Source organism: Reyranella sp., from assembly GCF_017305915.1.
Lineage (GTDB): Bacteria > Pseudomonadota > Alphaproteobacteria > Reyranellales > Reyranellaceae > Reyranella.
The window spans coordinates 300760-317611 of sequence record NZ_JAFKJN010000018.1 but is presented as its reverse complement, the minus strand read 5'-3'; the positions used below and the strand labels follow the sequence as shown (position 1 = coordinate 317611).

The 16852-nt window shown below is 68.4% G+C and carries 14 protein-coding genes; 7 read left to right on the top strand and 7 right to left on the bottom strand.

The window, feature by feature from the left end:
- Positions 1-20 precede the first annotated feature (20 nt).
- Complete coding sequence (locus J0J01_RS18690; protein ID WP_296383294.1) at positions 21-1064, bottom strand: PIG-L family deacetylase; 1044 nt, start codon at positions 1062-1064, stop codon at positions 21-23.
- 71 nt (positions 1065-1135) lie between these two features.
- On the opposite strand from J0J01_RS18690, the gene J0J01_RS18685 reads away from it, so the two are divergent.
- From J0J01_RS18685 to J0J01_RS18655, 7 genes are all read left to right on the top strand, one after another.
- Positions 1136-2380 carry a glycosyltransferase gene (locus J0J01_RS18685; protein WP_296383292.1) on the top strand — a complete coding sequence of 415 codons (1245 nt, stop codon included), beginning with the start codon at positions 1136-1138 and terminating at the stop codon, positions 2378-2380.
- Entirely contained in the window at positions 2377-3519 is a 1143-nt protein-coding gene (locus tag J0J01_RS18680; RefSeq protein WP_296383288.1) for a hypothetical protein, read from the top strand. Before J0J01_RS18685 ends, J0J01_RS18680 begins: the two co-directional genes overlap by 4 nt.
- Before the next feature lie 1266 nt (positions 3520-4785).
- On the top strand, positions 4786-6324 hold the full coding sequence (locus tag J0J01_RS18675; RefSeq protein ID WP_296383287.1) for an outer membrane beta-barrel protein: 1539 nt from the start codon (positions 4786-4788) through the stop codon (positions 6322-6324).
- 16 nt (positions 6325-6340) lie between these two features.
- Positions 6341-7018 carry a polysaccharide biosynthesis/export family protein gene (locus J0J01_RS18670; protein ID WP_296383285.1) on the top strand — a complete coding sequence of 226 codons (678 nt, stop codon included), beginning with the start codon at positions 6341-6343 and terminating at the stop codon, positions 7016-7018.
- A 225-nt stretch (positions 7019-7243) separates the two neighbouring features.
- Positions 7244-9628, top strand: coding sequence for a polysaccharide biosynthesis tyrosine autokinase (locus J0J01_RS18665; protein ID WP_296383283.1), 2385 nt, complete (start codon positions 7244-7246; stop codon positions 9626-9628).
- 36 nt (positions 9629-9664) lie between these two features.
- Positions 9665-10447: a metallophosphoesterase family protein gene (locus J0J01_RS18660; RefSeq protein WP_296383281.1), complete on the top strand. Its 783-nt coding sequence runs from the start codon at positions 9665-9667 to the stop codon at positions 10445-10447.
- A 122-nt stretch (positions 10448-10569) separates the two neighbouring features.
- The gene (locus J0J01_RS18655; protein ID WP_296383279.1) at positions 10570-11184 is read left to right on the top strand and encodes a hypothetical protein; all 615 of its coding nucleotides are present in this window, start codon (positions 10570-10572) and stop codon (positions 11182-11184) included.
- Between the two features lie 3 nt (positions 11185-11187).
- On the opposite strand, the gene J0J01_RS18650 is transcribed toward J0J01_RS18655, so the two are convergent.
- The 6 genes from J0J01_RS18650 to J0J01_RS18625 all read right to left on the bottom strand — a co-directional run bounded on the left by J0J01_RS18650 (position 11188) and on the right by J0J01_RS18625 (position 16847).
- A complete protein-coding gene (locus J0J01_RS18650; protein WP_296383454.1) occupies positions 11188-12471 on the bottom strand; it encodes a nucleotide sugar dehydrogenase in 1284 nt (427 codons plus the stop codon).
- A gap of 22 nt (positions 12472-12493) precedes the next feature.
- On the bottom strand, positions 12494-14389 hold the full coding sequence (locus tag J0J01_RS18645) for a nucleoside-diphosphate sugar epimerase/dehydratase (protein ID WP_296383277.1): 1896 nt from the start codon (positions 14387-14389) through the stop codon (positions 12494-12496).
- A 110-nt stretch (positions 14390-14499) separates the two neighbouring features.
- Positions 14500-15063, bottom strand: a complete 564-nt coding sequence (locus tag J0J01_RS18640; protein ID WP_296383275.1) for a sugar transferase — start codon at positions 15061-15063, stop codon at positions 14500-14502.
- A complete protein-coding gene (locus J0J01_RS18635; RefSeq protein WP_296383272.1) occupies positions 15063-16169 on the bottom strand; it encodes a hypothetical protein in 1107 nt (368 codons plus the stop codon). Before J0J01_RS18635 ends, J0J01_RS18640 begins: the two co-directional genes overlap by 1 nt.
- A complete protein-coding gene (locus J0J01_RS18630; RefSeq protein WP_296383270.1) occupies positions 16150-16389 on the bottom strand; it encodes an acyl carrier protein in 240 nt (79 codons plus the stop codon). Before J0J01_RS18630 ends, J0J01_RS18635 begins: the two co-directional genes overlap by 20 nt.
- Positions 16386-16847 carry a VOC family protein gene (locus J0J01_RS18625; RefSeq protein WP_296383269.1) on the bottom strand — a complete coding sequence of 154 codons (462 nt, stop codon included), beginning with the start codon at positions 16845-16847 and terminating at the stop codon, positions 16386-16388. Before J0J01_RS18625 ends, J0J01_RS18630 begins: the two co-directional genes overlap by 4 nt.
- Positions 16848-16852: the final 5 nt, after the last annotated feature.

The following is a 16852-nucleotide window of genomic DNA, read 5'->3' as shown; positions in this document are numbered from 1 at the left end:
TGGAACGGGGGGACCTTTCTCTAGCGGCCGCCGATCTCGGCCTCCCAGTCGGTGAGCGTGGGTTCGCGGCCGATCGTGCCATGTTCGACCGGCAGCAGGCGGTCGACGATCGCGGCCGGCAGGACTCGTCGCGCCGCGAGGGCAAAGGCGAGGAACGAGCCGCTGAGCTCGAACGGATGGCGGCGCGCGCCGGGAGTCCAGCGCACCAGCCGGTCGGGGTAGGAGCGGGTTTCCATCAGCGACGGCGCGTTCTGGGAGACGAACGCGCCCAGCATGCGGCGCTTGAGGTCGAGCTCGGCGGCGGTGAGGCGGATCTTCAGCACCGGCCGCGCATCGATGCCGTCGGGCGGGCCGTAGTAGGAGACCAGCCCCAGCCAGCGCGTGCACAGGCCGATCACACGGTGCGGCGTGAAGCGCAGCGAGGCGTAGGGGCTGTATTCGGGTGCCTCGTAGATCTCGAAGCCGTCGGCCGGCGTCACGATCGAGCCGATCAGCCCGGCGACCATGTCGTGATGGATATGGCCGCCTTCGAACATCGGCATCACCAGCACGGTCGGCCGGAAGTCGTCGATGATCGCCCGCAGCCGCTCGCCGGTGACGCGAAGCTTCTGCGGATCGCGCTCGCGCAGCCGCGGCAGCAGGTCGAGATGGACGAGATCGGATGCCGCGAGGCCTGCTTCGCGCCAGGCGGCATGCGCTTCCTCGGCCCGCCGATCCGGCAGGCCGGGCGCCTCGTCGGGTGCGAGATAGACGATGCGCGTCGCGCCGCCCAGCGCGTGGTTGCGCGGGCCGATGCCGCCCGAGGAAATGACGCAGTCGTCCTCGTGCGGGCTGAGGATCAGCAGCCGCTGCGGCTCGTTCCAGTCGGTCCAGCGCTCGAGCATGGCGAGGCGCGACAGCGCCCAGCCGGCGAGGCCGAACAGGACGAGGTAGAGGAGGGCGACCGGCAGCACGATCAGCCCATACGGCCAACCGATCGCCCGCGTCACGACCGCGAGCGCCAACGCCGCCAGGCCGAGAAGGCTGACGGCGAGGGCGGGTTTGCCGAAGATGCGCAGTTTCATGGGATGACGGGATACTCCGGGGCTGAGGGGCTTGGCTTCCCCGCCCAACTATGCCAGAGGCGCAAGCGTTGATGGGGGAGACGTTTACGGCCGGGACGACCGCACGCAGAACTGCCGCCGCGCCGAGGTCGGGCGGCGCGCCGCTGCGCCTGCTGCACGTCATCCCGACCTACCTGCCGGCGACGCGCTATGGCGGCCCGATCCGCACCGTTCACGCGCTCTGCCGCGCGCTGGCCGGGCAGGGCCACACGACCGACGTCTTCACCACCAATGTCGACGGGCCCGGCGACAGCGACGTGCCGCTCGGCACGCCGGTCGATGTCGAAGGTGTCCAGGTGACCTACTTTCCGAGCCGCGTGCTGCGGCGGCTGTACTGGTCGCCGCCGATGGGGCGGGCGCTGTTCGCGCGCGCCGGCGGCTACGACCTGGTGCACGTCCATTCGATCTATCTCTGGCCGACCTGGATGGCGGCGCGGGCGGCGCGCCGGCACGGCGTGCCCTACGTGCTGTCGCCGCGCGGCATGCTGGTGCCCGAGCTGATCCGCCGCAAGAACCGCTGGATCAAGCAGGTGTGGATCCGGTTGATCGAGCAGCCGAACCTCGAGCAGGCGGCGGCCCTCCACACCACCTCGGAGATCGAGGCGCATCATCTCGAGAGCTTCGGCTGGACCTTGCCGCCGGTCGCGACCATCCCGCATGGCGTCGACGATCCGCCAACCGCCGGCACAAGAATATCGCCCGATGTCGCGGCGGCGCTCGCCGGCCCGCCGGCCGTGCTGGCGTTCGGCCGCATCAGCTGGGAGAAGGGGCTCGACCGCCTGGTCGCGGCGATGCCGCTGGTGCCGGCGGCGCGGCTGATCATCGCCGGCAATGACGGCGGCCAGGCGACGGCGCTGGCCGAGCAGGCGCGGCAGCTCGGTGTTGCCGATCGCATCACCCTGCTGCCGCGCAACATCTCCGGCGACGACAAGGAGGCGCTGTTCGCGCAGGCGGCGTGCTCTGCCATGACCTCGCTGTCGGAGAATTTCGGCATGGCCGCCTTCGAGGCGATGCGCCGGGGCCTCGCGGTGCTCACTACCGCCGACGTCGGCATGTCGGAGATCGTGCGCCAGGCCGAGGCCGGCGTGATCGTCGATCCGACGCCGCAGGCGATCGCTCGCGGGCTCGAGACGATGCTGGCCGATGAAGCGGCGCGGCGCGCGATGGGGCGGCGGGGCTGCGAGATGGTGATCGCGAACTACGGCTGGGGCATGGTGGCGGAGCGCATGACCGATCTCTACCGCACGGTGATCGCGGCACGGCGGGCGCGTCCATGATCGAGCTGCTGGAGCAGAGCCCGTTCGATCTGGCGACCGAGCGCTGCGTCGTGATCATCGCCGACTGGCTGCCGCCGGATTTCGGTGCGGTCGGCCAGTACATGCAGATGCGCGCCGAGTATCTCGCGCAGCGCGGCCACGAGGTGACGCTGGTCGGCCTCGCGACGGCGGCGGCGTCGATCGTGCGGCGCGACCTCGGCAAGGGCAGCCTGACCGAGATCCGCCTGCAGGCGCGGCCGGTGCCGCGCGGCTCGCTGGTGACGCGGCTCCTGTGGACGATCTGGACCAACCTGCGTCTGGTGCTCGCGGCCTTTCCTCGGCTGCGCGCGGCCGACGGCATCCTGTTCACCGGCTCGCCGCCGTTCCTGATCCACCTGCTGGTGCCGCTGAAGGTCCTGTGGCGGGGGCGGCTGGTCTATCGCATCACCGACTTCCATCCCGAATGCCTGATCGCCGCCCAGGCTCGGCCCTCGCGCGGCCTGAAGCTGCTGCTGGGCCTGACGAACTTCTGGCGCCGGCGGGTCGACCGCTTCGAGGTGCTGGGCGAGGACCAGATGCGCCGCCTGCGCGACGAGGCGGGCATTCGCGGCGAGCGCATCGCCCTGGTGCGCGACGGCTCGCCCGTGGAGTTCCGCGACGACGACGCGCCCGTGCCGGTGCCCGACGATCTGGCGGAGGCCTGCGTGCTGCTCTATTCGGGCAACTACGGCATTGCCCATGAGGTCGAGACCGTCGTCGAGGGCTATCGGCTGCATCACAAGTTCGGGAGCGGCCGGGTCCGGCTGTGGCTCAGTGCCACAGGGGCAGGGGCGGAAGAAGTCGCCTCGCGACTGGCCGCCCTCGATTTGCCGTTTCACCGCTCCAAGCCGGTGCCCCTGGACCGGCTGCCCGGCCTGTTGAAGGCGCCCGATGCACACCTGGTGGTGCTCAAGGACGCCTTCGTCGGATTCGTCATGCCGTCTAAGATTTATGCGTGTTTGGGGTCCGGCAAGCCACTTATTTTCGTCGGAAATGCGAACTCCGACGTACACTTGCTCGCCGAGGCAACCGGATTGCCTTATTGGCGCGTCCCCTGCGGCGACCCTGGGAGGCTGGCGGCCGCCCTGGATGCGCTGGCGGATCGTCGGCAGAGTGGATGATCCTGCGCCTTTCCCGGACCTGTCGGAAACATCTGCTACCAGCCCCAAGGTTGGAGTGGCTTGGATTCGAACCAAGATTTCGGTATTTTGGCTGCAGATTTGGGTGGGAACCACGGCCATCGGTCGGGGTCCAAGTCGATTGGGCAAGAGATGACCCGGCGTAGTTGTGGATCTGCTGCCGGGAGGAAATGGGTGACCTCTATGCATAAAATTGCATTAAAGACGCAGAGTTTGGTCGCCATTCTGACCGTGCTGAGCACAGGCGTCGCGTTCGCGCAGACCCAACAGCAGAATCAGGATCAGCAACAGCAGATCCAGGACAACAACGCGGGCCCGCTTCAGGGCGGCAATCCGATCGGCTCGGGGCCGCTGCAGGGAAACAATCCGCAAGGCAGCGGGCCGCTCCAAGGGGCCAATCCGAACGGCACCACGCCGCTTCAAGGGAACAGCCCTCAGGGCACGGGTCCTCTTCAAGGGGCCAATCCCGATGGGACGGGGCCGCTTCAAGGAAACAACTCCGCTGGGACGGGGCCGCTCGATGGCAGTGGGCCGCTGCAGGGCGCGGGACCACTTCAGGGTGGCGGACCGCTCGCGGGCGGACCGTTGCAGGGAGCGGGGCCGCTCCAGGGAGCGGGGCCGCTCCAGGGCGCCGGGCCGTTGCTCGGCGCTGGGCCGCTGCAGGGCGCCGGACCGCTGCAGGGCGCCGGACCGCTCCTGGGGGCTGGACCGTTGCAGGGAGCAGGGCCGCTGCAAGGCACCGGCCCGTTGCTCGGCGCGGGTCCGTTGCAGGGTGCGGCGCCGTTGTTGAATGCGGCACCTGCCGGCGTTGGCGGTCCGATGCTCACCTCGGTGGCGCCGCCTAACGCGCCGCCGGTGATGGCTGCACTGCCGCCGGCGCCTCCTCCTCCGCCGCCGGCTGCCCCGCTGGCGCCGCCCACCGACGCGCCTGCGCCTCCTCCGCCGTCGATTGCGCTGGCCCCGCCGCCGGCGCCATCGCCCCCATCAAGTCCGCCGACTCCGCCGGTGTCCACGCCGCCCATCGTGACGCCGCCGCCGGCACCGCCGACGTTCGTCCCACCAGCGCCGCCGCCGCCGATTCCGCCGACGGCCGGATGCACGACGGGTTGCAGCCCCACGCCGCCGGTTCCGCCGACGCCGACACCGCCATGCCAGTCGCAGACCAGCGGCTGCACCTAACGATCAAAGGCCGTGCGGAACTTCTACCAGCCGATCATTGGACCGGTTCCGGGATGGCGTGAAAGGCCTATGACGATTAGTGCGCATCGTTCCCGGCTGATCTGGTCGCCGTTGGCTGGTTGGGTGGTTTTGTCGTGCAGCCTGTGCGTCGTGTATGCGCAGTCGCCGACGCAATCGGATGCCGATCCCAACGCCACGACGACTCCGTCGGTGCCGGCCGGCGGCGCCGCGCCGGTGATCGTCACCTCGGGCGGCACGTCGGGCACGCAGTCGCAGCCGGGCAGCCTGAAGCTTCCGCCACTGACGCCGCCGCCCGATGCGCCCCTCACGGCGCCCACCGTGCCGTCGGCGAGCACGACGATCGTCAACTCGCCGTTCGGCGCCAGCGTGCCGTACTATGGCGGCATTAGCGGCTTGAGCAGCTCGTCGGCCGTCGGCGGCGCGGCCCGGCCGGGTGACGAGACCGGCATCGGCCTGGGCCCGTTCACGCTGACGCCGATGCTCGAGGTCAGCACTGGCCTCGACAGCAACGTGTTCGCGCAGGGCAACGGGCAGGCGCCGACCGGCTCGATGTACACTACGATCTCGCCGTCGTTCGAGCTGAAGTCCGACTGGTCGAACCACCTGCTGCACGTGCTGGCGTCGGGAGCGTTCGGCTACTACTACAGCGCGCCGACCCAGAACTACCAGAACTACGGCATCCTGATCGACGGCAAGGTCGACATCCACCACGACATCTGGGCCTTCGGCACGGTCGGCTTCCGCCGCGCGACGGAAGCGCTCGGTACGCCGAACGTGGCGTTCGCCAAGGCGCCGACCGTCGTCGACACGCTGCCCGTGGAGTTCGGCTTCCATCAGGAATTCAACAACTTCTTCTACGAGGTCAAAGCCGGCGCGACCCGCTACTGGCACTACGACAACAGCGTGATCACTTCCCAGGGCCTGCCGGCGCAGAGCCGCGACCGTTTCGAGTACAGCGAATCGTTGCGGCTTGGCTACCACGTCAACGAGGACGTCGACATCTTCCTCACGCCGTCGCTGCAGCAGGTCCGCTACCTCGAGAAGATCAACTCGGCGGGCCAGCAGCGCGATGCGGACGGCTCGAACATCGGCATCGGCGCAAGCTGGAAGATCAATGAGATCTCGAAGCTCGACGGCGAGATCGGCCTGCAGACCCGGAACGACCCGACCCAGGGCGGCAGCACCTCGGCGCTGTCCTACGGGCTGAAGGGCAGCTGGACCGGCTATGCGCCGCTGACCTTGCGGCCGACCATCCTGCGCTCGATCAACGAGACGGCGCTCAGCAACTACAAGAACTACGTCTCGACGACCTATGCGCTCGACTTCAACTACGAAATCCACAACGAATGGACGCTGGCCGGCGGCCTGATGTTCCAGACGGCCGACTACAATCCGGCTGCCGGGTCGAGTGTCGGGCCGCGCACCGACTTCTTCATGCGAGGCCAGATCGGCCTGCTCTACAGCATCAAGCCGGAAATCCAGATCGGCCCGTTCTTCGAATACTCTCGCGGCTCGTCGACGGATTCGACGCTGGGCCCGAGCTATGATCGCCAAATCTACTCCCTCCGTCTGATCGCGAAGCGGTGATGTCGTGCTGAGATCCGTGTCCGAATTCCTCCGTCGCCCCAGACCGGCCAAGGCCGCGATCGCCGGCGTTACCCTGGTCGCGCTGCTCGGGGTGGCGGCCTGCGATACCAGGACGACCGGCGTCTGGCAGCTGCCGATGCCGCCCAATCGCGACGCCGCCACGTTCAACAACCTCGCGGCGCCGATCACCGGCCCGGCGCTCGGCCAGACCAACGACTGCAAGCAGGCCGGCGCGGGTTACCGGTTGGGCGCGGGCGACAAGATCCGGGTGGTCGTCCTGCAGGACACCGAGTTCTCGGGCGACTACGAGGTCAACGCCTCGGGCGGCATCTCGGTGCGCATGCTCGGCCCGGTCCAGGTGGTCGGCAAGACGGTCGGCGAGATCGAGGAGTATCTCCGCGAGCGCTATCGCGAGCAGGGCTACCTGGTCTCGCCGCGGCTGAGCGTCGAGCTGGTCTCGATGCGGCCCTTTTATATTGTCGGGGAGGTTGCCCGGTCGGGCCAGTTCCCCTACGTCAACTGCCTGCGTGTGATCCAAGCGGTTGCCATTGCCGGCGGCTTCACCCGCCGGGCCGGCAAGACGCGGCTCACGATCAAACGGTTTTACTCTACAAGTGCCGAAGAAGAGTACGTCACCGAGGACACCCTGGTGGAACCTGGCGACGTGATTCGAATCCCGGAGAGGTGGTTCTAGGGACACGACAGGAAATCGGGGCGGGGCTGTTGGGGGCTCTCGTTCCGGATAGGCAGCCGCCGGCGTGGGGACGCCGGCAGGTCGGGTGTGGGAAGGGTTGCGGCCAATCCGGTCGCAGGATGGTAAGCTATGGGCTCTGTGTCGAAGGCTGGACAGATGGATGACGAGGCCGGTCTGAACCGGATGTCAGCGGCGGGCGAACCCGTCGGCTCCTCGGGGCACGCGATGGAGGCCCCGAACGAGCTGTGGGAATGGCTGCGCCTGCTCAACCGGCGGAAGGCGCTGATCATCGGCGCCGGCCTGCTGGCGGTCGCCCTGATGGCGCTGATCATCGCCCAGGCCACGCCGATGTATAAGGCCTCGGCCCGCATCATGCTGGATACCCGCACCTTCACCCCGGTGAAGGCCGAGGCCGCCCTGTCGGGCGTCGACACGATGAACATGGGCGCGATCCAGAGCGAGCTCGAGGTCATCCAGTCGGAGTTCCTGATCGGCCGCGTGGTCGATCGCCTGGGCCTCGCCTCCAATCCCGAGTTCAATGGCACCAAGCCGCCGGGCTTCCTTGACAGCTCGCTGGCGCCGATCCGCGAGCTCTGGCATTCCGGCATCGCCTCGCTGCTGTCGCCGTCGCAGCCGCGCGCGCCGCAGTCGCCTCCGCAGGCGTCGAAGCCCGGCCGCACCGACGACAACGACCCCGGCCGCCGCACCGCCATCGGCACGGTCGCCGGTCATCTCAGCGTCCAGCTGCTCGGTCGCACCTTCGTGATCCTGATCACGGTCGAGAGCACCGACGGCACGATGTCGGCGCGCATCGCCAATGCGATCGCCGAGGTCTATCTGGCCGACCAGGTCGACAACAAGAACGAGGCCAACCGGCGCGCCACCGAATGGCTGGAAGAGCGCCTGGCCGAGCTGCGCCGCAACCTGCAGGTCGCGGAAGAGGCGGTCGTCAGCTATCGCCGCGACAAGGGCCTGGCCGGCAGCCCCGAGAGCGTGGTCTCTACCCAGACGCTGTCGGACCTCAACCAGCGCTACATCGCGGCCAAGACCCGGCGCATCGAGAAGGAAAGCCGCCTGGTTGCGCTCAGCAAGGCGAGCCTCAACCCGAACGAGGTCGCCAACATCGCCGAGGTGGCAAACAACGCCACCTTGAGCACGTTGCGCCAGCAGGAGGCCGACCTCAACCGGCGCATCGCCGAGTACCAGACCACCTTCGGGCCGAACCATCCCAAGGTCGTGCAGGCCCAGGCCGAGCTGGCCTCGGTGCGCGGCCGCTTCCTCGCCGCCACGCAGAGCATCACCTTGGCGATTCGCGCCGAGCTCGATGCCGCCAAGTCGGAAGAAGAGGAGCTGCGCAACCAGGTCGACAAGTCCTCGGTCCTGGTGGGCGCGAGCAGCCAGTACGAGGCTGAGCTCAAGCAGCTCGAGCGCGAGGCACAGTCCAACCGCGCCCTCTACGAGAGCTTTCTGAACCGCTTCAAGGAACTGCGCGAGCAGCAGGACATCCAGCGCGCCGACGCGCGCATCCTGGCCTATGCCTGGCCGTCGGGCGCGCCTTCTTCGCCGCAGTACAAGTCGGGCCTGTTCGCCGCCTTCCTGATCGGCTGCCTGCTCGGCATGGCGGGCGCGATCGCGGCCGAGAAGCTCGACCGGGTATTCCGCTCGGCCTCGCAGGTCGAGAAGGCGACCGGCGTCGCGGTGCTCGGCATGGTGCCGCTGGTCAAGAGCTCGGGCGGCCTGCGCGCCAACATCGTCACCACCGTGCTCGACCGCACGACCTCGTCGGCGGCCGAGGCGATGCGCGCGGTGTTCACCGCGATCAGCCTCAGCAACCTCGACCGTCCGGCGCGGGTGATCGCGATCACCTCGTCGACCCCGGCCGAGGGCAAGACCACCTTCGGCGCCGCCCTGGGCGGCCTGCTGACCAAGATGAACGCCTCGCGGCGCGTGCTGCTGGTCGACCTCGACCTGCGCCAGACCAAGCTGGCGGTGGCGCTCGGCGTCAAGGATCGCGGCGGCACCATCGACGAGTACCTGATGGGCACCAAGACGCTGGACCAGTGCATCCATCGCCACGAGGCCTCGGGCGTCGACTACATCTGCGCCCGGGCCGACACGCCGAACGCGCCGGAAATCCTCGAATCGCATGCCATGAAGGCCGCGCTGGCGACCTTCGCCGACCGCTACGACCTGGTGCTGCTCGACAGCCCGCCCGTCATGGCGGTGTCGGATGCGCGCATCATCGCCCAGCTGGCCGACTACACCGTGTTCGTGGTGCACTGGGCCAAGACGCCGCGTGACGTGGTGAAGAGCGCGGTCGCGGCCCTGCTGGGCGTCACCGACCGCGTCGGCATCGTCATCAACAAGGTGAACCTCGCCAAGCACGCGCTGTACGAGTACGGCGACTACGGCGACTACTACTCGCGCTACAACTCCTACTACGGCGCCAATCCCGGCCAGCGCAGCGGCGGCAGCGGCAAGCCCGACAACGCCCAGGCCGCACCGCGGCGCGAAGCAGGCGGCGGCCCGGTCACCCGGCCGCGACCGGTGGCCGGCGAGGACGAAAGCGGCATCGCCAAGCTCAAGCGCATCGTGCCGCGGATGAAGTGAGTTGCGCCCCCTGTCGCACGGGGGTAACCGCTTCACATGTTGCGACGTCTGTTAGGGCTTGCGCCGGCGACGCGGCCGGGAACGGTCCCGGCCGCCCAGGCGGTCTACGCCATCGGCGATGTTCACGGCCGGCTCGACCTGCTCGAGGACCTGCTTGCCCGCATCCGTGACGACGCTGCCCGGCACTCAGCCGATGCGGCGCGCACCCTGGTCTTCCTCGGCGACTATGTCGATCGCGGTCCGGAAAGCCGCGGCGTGGTCGAGGCGGTGATGTCCGACCCGCTGCCGGGCTTCGCCGCGGTGCGGCTGCTGGGCAACCACGAGGAGGCGATGCTCTCCTTCCTCGACGGCGAGAGCGACGGCCTCGACTGGCTGTCGTTCGGTGGGCTGGAGACGCTGCTGTCGTACGGAGTGCCGCTGCGCAGCCTGCCGAGCACGGCGGCGGCGGTGCAGGCACTGCAGCAGGCGCTTCTCGAGGCGGTGCCGGAGAGCCACGTCAGCTTCTTCCGCAATTGCCCGCTGCACCACACGGTCGGCGACTACGTCTTCGTCCATGCCGGCGTGCGGCCCGGCATCGCCTTCGAGAAGCAGAGCCAGACCGACCTGCTGTGGATCCGCGACGACTTCCTGCGGGTGCGCATCCCGCTGCCCGGCCGCGTGGTGGTGCACGGCCACACGATCTGCGACCTGCCGCAGAATCGCGACCATCGCGTCAACATCGACACCGGCGCGTTCGTGAGCGGCCGTCTCACCTGCCTGGTGCTGCGCGGCAGCGAGCGCCGCTTCCTGTCGACCGGCGACGAGGCCGACGACGACTGACGCTGTCAGTGGCCGTGCAACGGCCGCGCATGCCCGGGAGCACACGAACGGCTCACGCAAACGTAAGGGGTTCGTACCCGGCCCGCATGGGAAGCTGCGCGCTCTCTGTGAGAGGAGACCGCATGCGCACCATTCGGCTGATCACGTCGTGTCTCGTTGCGGGCGTTGCGTTGCTTTCGGCCGCGATCGCTGCGGCCCAGACCACGCCGGTGCGCCTGCGCGGCGCGATCACGGCGATCGACGACAAGACCGTCACCATCGCCACGCGCGAGGGCACGACGGTCAACGTCAAGCTGGCCGACAACTGGACGGTCGGTCTCGTCGTGCCGGCCAGTCTGGCCGACATCAAGCCGGGCACCTTCGTCGGCATTGCGTCGCTGGGCAGCGATGCCGATCGCACCGCGCTCGAGGTGCTGGTGTTCCCCGACGCCATGAAGGGCTCGAACGAGGGCCACTATCCCTGGGACCTGCAGCCGAGCAGCATGATGACCAACGCCACCGTCGCCACCGTGTCGGGCGTCGCCGACGGTCAGACGCTGAAGCTCGACTACAAGGGCGGCGGCACGCAGACCATCAAGGTCAAGCCGGGCACGCCGATCGTCACCTTCCAGCCCGGCAAGCGCGAGGATGCCAAGGTCGGCGCCAAGGTCTTCGTCGGCGCGCAGAAGGCTGCTGACGGCAGCATGACCGCCGGCCGCCTCAATGTCGGCAAGGACGGCATGATGCCGCCGATGTAGCGGCTACAGCCGCCAGAGGCTGACGCCCGGAGGCGTCGCCTCTCGGTCGAGCAGGGCGGGCACGTCGGCGACGAAGGCGCCCGGCTTGATCAGCGTCTTGACGAGATCCCAGCCGGCCTCGCGGTACTGGCGATGGGCGACGGCCAGCACCACCGCGTCGGCGGGCTTCATCGCCTCGAGCGGCATCAGCGTCAGGCCGTACTCCTCGTGCAGCAGGCCGCCGTCGGCCTCGGGGTCGTGCAGCTGGACGGTGATGCCGAAATCCTCGAGCTCGCGCACGATGTCGACGACGCGCGTGTTGCGGATGTCGGGCACGTTCTCCTTGAAGGTGGCGCCGAGCACGGTCACGACCGGCCGGCCGTTGCTGGCGCGGCGCATGATGCTGCGCGCGACGCGGCTTGCGACATGGACGCCCATGCCGTCATTGACCCGCCGGCCCGAATGGATGACATGCGGGTGGTAGCCGACTTCCTCGGCTTTGTGGGCGATGTAGAACGGGTCGACGCCGATGCAGTGGCCGCCGACCAGGCCCGGCCGGAACGGCAGGAAGTTCCACTTGGTGCCGGCAGCCCGCAGCACGTCCTGGGTGTCGACGCCGAGGCGATCGCAGATCAGCGCGATTTCGTTGATCAGGGCGATGTTGACGTCGCGCTGGGTGTTCTCCAGCACCTTGGCGAACTCGGCGACGCGGATCGACGGCGCGCGATGGGTGCCCGCGGTGACCACGCTCCGGTAGACCGCGTCGACGATGTCGAGCGTCTCGGGGGTGTCGCCGGAGACGATCTTCAGGATGTTGTCGAACCGGCGCTCCTTGTCGCCCGGATTGATGCGCTCGGGCGAGTAGGCAACGTTGAAGTCGGCCTTCCACTTCAGGCCGGAGGCCTGCTCGAGCACCGGCACGCAGACATCCTCGGTGACGCCGGGATAGACGGTCGATTCGTAGACCACGATGTCGCCCTGCTTGAGCGCCGCTGCGATGGTCGCCGATGCCTTGCGCAGCGGCTCGAGGTCGGGCTGCTTGCTGGCGTCGATCGGGGTCGGCACGGTGACGATGTGGAAGTCGGCCTGGCGCAGGTCGGCGGTGCGGGTGGTGAAGTTCAAGCCCTTGGCGCGCAGGTCCCCGCCCGCGACCTCGCCGGTGCGGTCGTGGCCGGAGGCGAGCTCGGCGATGCGGCGCGGATCGATGTCGAAGGCGACCACCGGCCCGCCGAGGCGCGCGAAGGAGGTGGCCACCGGCAAGCCGACATAGCCGAGGCCGATGACCGAGATCCGGCGGTTCATTCCGATGAAGTCCTAGTCTGATGACGTCCTAGATGGTGACGGGCTCGAGCACCGCGACCGGCTGGGGAGCGGCGCCGGCATGACGGAATTCCGGCACCAGCGATTTGACGATGGCTATCGCCTCGGCCGCATTGCCAGCTTCGCAGACCAATTGCAGGCGCGACAAGGTCTCCGTGAGCTGGCGCAGGCCCGCGGTGCGGGGCGAGGCGACGTTGACCCGCGGGATGGCGGTGGCTGCGATCTGCTCGCCGTAATGGAACAGCTCCTCGTAGAGCTTCTCGCCGGGGCGCAGGCCGGTGAACTGGACGGCGACGTCGATCTCGGGCCGCAGGCCGGCGAGACGGATCATCTGGCGGGCGAGATCGACGATCTTCACCGGCTGGCCCATGTCGAGCACGAACACCTTGCCCTGGGCGCTGACATCCTGGGTGCCGAGCGCGGAGGCCTGCAGCACGAGCTGCACCGCCTCGCGGATCGTCATGAAGAAGCGCTCGATGTCGGCATGGGTGACGGTGAGCGGCCCGCCCGCCTTAAGCTGGCGCTCGAACAGCGGCACCACCGAGCCGGTCGAGCCGAGCACGTTGCCGAAGCGCACGGCGACGAAGCGGGTCGCGTTGGGGCGGACCGACTGGGCCAGAGCGAGAGCCTGCACGTAGCTCTCGGCGCAGCGCTTGCTGGCGCCCATGACGTTGGTCGGGTTGACCGCCTTGTCGGTCGAGATCAGCACCATGGTGCGACAGCCGGTGGCGACGGCGGCGTCGGCGACGTTGCGCGAGCCGATCGCGTTGGTCCAGATGCCCTCGGCCGGATTGGCCTCGACGATCGGCACGTGCTTCAGCGCCGCGGCATGGAACACGATGTCGGGCTTGAAGCCGGTCATGCAGGCGCCGATGCCGGGACGATGACGGACGTCGATGACGCGTGCGACCCGCTCGAACTGCGGCCAGTCGCGCGCGACCTCGCCGTCGATCGTGTAGAGATTGAGCTCCGAGCTGTCGACCAGGCAGAGCGCGGCGGGGCCGATGCTGCAGACCTGGCGCACGATCTCCGAGCCGATCGACCCGCCGGCGCCGGTGATCAGCACGCGCTTGCCGGCGATCAGGCCCATCACCGGCGCGGGGTCGAGCACGATCTGCGGCCGGCCCAGCAGGTCCTCGACGGAGATCGGCTGCAGTTCCGGCTTGTCCTCGGTGCCAGGCCGCAGCTGGCTGAGATCGGGGATGCGCGCGATGGTGAGGCCGAGCCGGGCGACCAGGGCGACCAGCTGCTCGAGCACTTCGGTCGGCAGGGTGCGCTCGACGACCACCAGCTTGCGCGGCCGGTTATCGTCGTCGCCGAAGCTCTCGATGACCTTTTCCGCCTCGTCGATCCGGCCGAGCACGGGAACGCCGCGCAGCAGGTTGCCCGACGCGAGGTCATCGAGCACGCCGACGGCGTAGAATTCGGACTTGTCGTCGAGGCTGCGCAGGAAGATCTCGGCGTTGTTGCCGCCGCCGACCAGCAGAACGGGCACTTGGCCCGGCTGCATCGAGCGGCGCATGAACAGGAGGCCGCGTTCGTGGAACAGGCGGTAGGCGACTCGCGAGCCCGACATCAGCACGATGAACAGCACCCAGGCGATCACCACGAAGGTACGCGGAATCTCGCTGAGGCGCGTCGTCACGAACGACAACGGCAGGTAGATGAGCACCGCGAGCGTCGCGGTCTGGACGATGGTGACGAGGTCGGCAGTCGAGACGTGCCGCCAGCTCGTGCGGTAGTTCCTCAGCAGGATCAGGCTGATCGCAGCAGCTGCCGTGAACGGCAGGATCGCGCCGCTGAACAGGCCGCGCTCCTCGAGATAGTCGAACGTGCCGAAACGGAAGACCACGGCCACGAACACGGCAATGACCGCCATCGCCACGTCGTGAACGAAGGCGACCATCTGCTTTCTACGGATGTTGCCAAACCTGCCCATTTCCCCAACCCACTAGGCGCCCTGAGTTCCCACCCCTCCCGGCTGCCAAGAACGATCTACACCTGCGTCCCGTCAGTTCAGTGACTCACTCCTTTGCGTTGCAGGACATTGACGACGGTCAACAGGATAATCCGCAAGTCGAAGACAAACGACTGCCGCTTAAGGTATTCGTGATCATAGGCCACTTTTTCCGGGATCGGCAGCTCGTCACGCCCATTGATCTGCGCCCATCCCGTGATGCCCGGCTGGAGGGCGTCGACCCCGCATTCTCGACGCGCCGCCACCAGGTCGGCCTGATTATAAAGGGCCGGACGCGGTCCAACGAGGCTCATGTCGCCTCGGAGCACACTCAAAAGCTGCGGCAGTTCGTCCAAGCTGGACGAGCGCAGGAAGGCGCCGATCGGGGTGATCCATTGGGCCGGGTTTTGCAGTAGATGCGTTGCCACCACCGGCGTATCGGTCCGCATGGTCCGGAACTTGGGCATCCGGAAGATGCGGCTGTGCGCGCCCACCCGGTCCGACCAATACAGGACAGGCCCAGGGGAGGTGGCCTTCACCAGGATCGCAACGACCAGGCACACCGCCAGGATGGGCATCGCCGTGGCCAGGATCATCGCGAGATCGAAAGCGCGCTTGGCCATCAGAAGTAGTCGAGGTCGGTGAGGAGGAAGTAGCCGTCGCGCCGCGCTGCGGCGTCTTCTAGCGAACGGTCGATATCGAGGACGAAGATCGGGGTGGGGTGCTTCATCAGTCGCTCGGGCAGCGGCAGGAACGGGAAGCCGAGGAAGCGCTGGGCCAGCGGTGACTGCGGATTGAACATCGCAAACAGGATGTCGCAATCCGCCGCCAGGGCGTCAGCGAGGACTCGACGCTTGATTGCCCTGACTCCGCCGTCACCGGCCGCCAGATCGACCACGGCGTCCATCAGCGCCAGGAACTTCGCACCGGCGAATTCAGTGACCGTGGTCGCGTAGTAGCCGATCAGCGCCCCGTTGCGACGCAGATAGGCCACCCGCCCGTTGAAGAACGGCCCGTCGGCGAAACGCCAGCGCAGGACGGCCGGGTCGCGGACGCTGTGCAAGCCGGCCGTCGCGGCGAAGCGATCGAGCAGGCCGGCGAGCTCGGCCTCCGGCGGCGCCTCGGTGGTCGCCTCGATCCGCGCCGTCGCCGCGAATGCCGACAGGGCCAGCCGCCACGGTGTGGCCAGGATGTCGATGCCAGGGAGGTCGAGCCTGGCCAGACTGGCAAGCGGCCGGCGCACCCGCAGCGGCAGCCCGTACGGCATCAGACGGAAGCGCTCGACGTAGTTGGGAAAGAACTGCTTGATTTGCTCGTAGAGCGGTGCCGAGCGCTCGTTGTAGGTCTGGTAGACCAGGTCGAAGCCGGCTGCCTTCGGCACCGACGCAACGAGCTTCAGCGCGTCTGTCGCCTTGGCCTGCTGCGCGTCGACCAGGAAGTCGACGGTGTAGCCGGCACGCAGACGGCGATCGCCGAGCCTGAGGTCGCGTCGCTGCAGCAGGATGCGGCCGATCTCTGCGTCCTCGCGCGTCAGGGCGAAATGCGCGGCTGGCCCGGCCGGCGGCGTCTGCAGCTTCCAGCGCGCGTGGCCGGCATGGGCGCTGCGCGAGTCGGTCCCGTAGTGGCGCGCGGACAAGGCGAGGTAGCCCGCGAGCACCGCCTCGTCGAACGGGCTCGCGACGATGCGCGCGCTGGGCGGCGCAGGCTTCTTACTGGCCGGTTCGGGCATCGATGGCGTCGGCGATCGCGCCGATGGAGGTCAGCTCGGTGACCTCGTCGAGCTCGAAGGCGATGCCGAATTCTTCCTCCAGCGCCATCATCAGCACCAGGTGGGTCGAGGAGTCCCAACCCGAAACATCGGCGGCTTCGCTCGCGGCGCTGAGACTAGCAGCATCGACCTTGAATTCCCTGGCGGCGACCGTGCGGACGCGGTCCAGCGTCGTCGTCATTCTTTCCCTTCCCCCGGCTTTTCAGCCTCCACCAATTCGACCAGTCCATGGGCCCGATGCATGAAGAACGCAATCCGTCTCCCCCCAAAGGCGACGTCGGGCGTGGGCTTGAGCACGATCATGCCGCGCGCCGCCCTGACCTCGGCCAGGGCGGCCTCGATATCGGCGACGACGAAGCAGAGATGGTAGGCACCGCCGCCGCGCCGGACATGCTGCTCGATCGGCGAGTCGACGCCCTCCTTGAAGCCGAGGATCTCGACCGTGAGGCCGCTGTTCACGGCGACGAAGGCGTAGTCGACCTTCTGGGTCGGATTCCAGCCCGGGCCCTTCACGAGCTTGGCGCCCGGCGCGGACAGGTAGTCGGCGAGGGTCTCCTCGAAGCGGCGGGTGGTCACCGCCACATGGTCGACCCCGAGCACGCCGAGGCGCGCCAGCGCGCCTGGCGCCAGGCCGGCCATCGCGG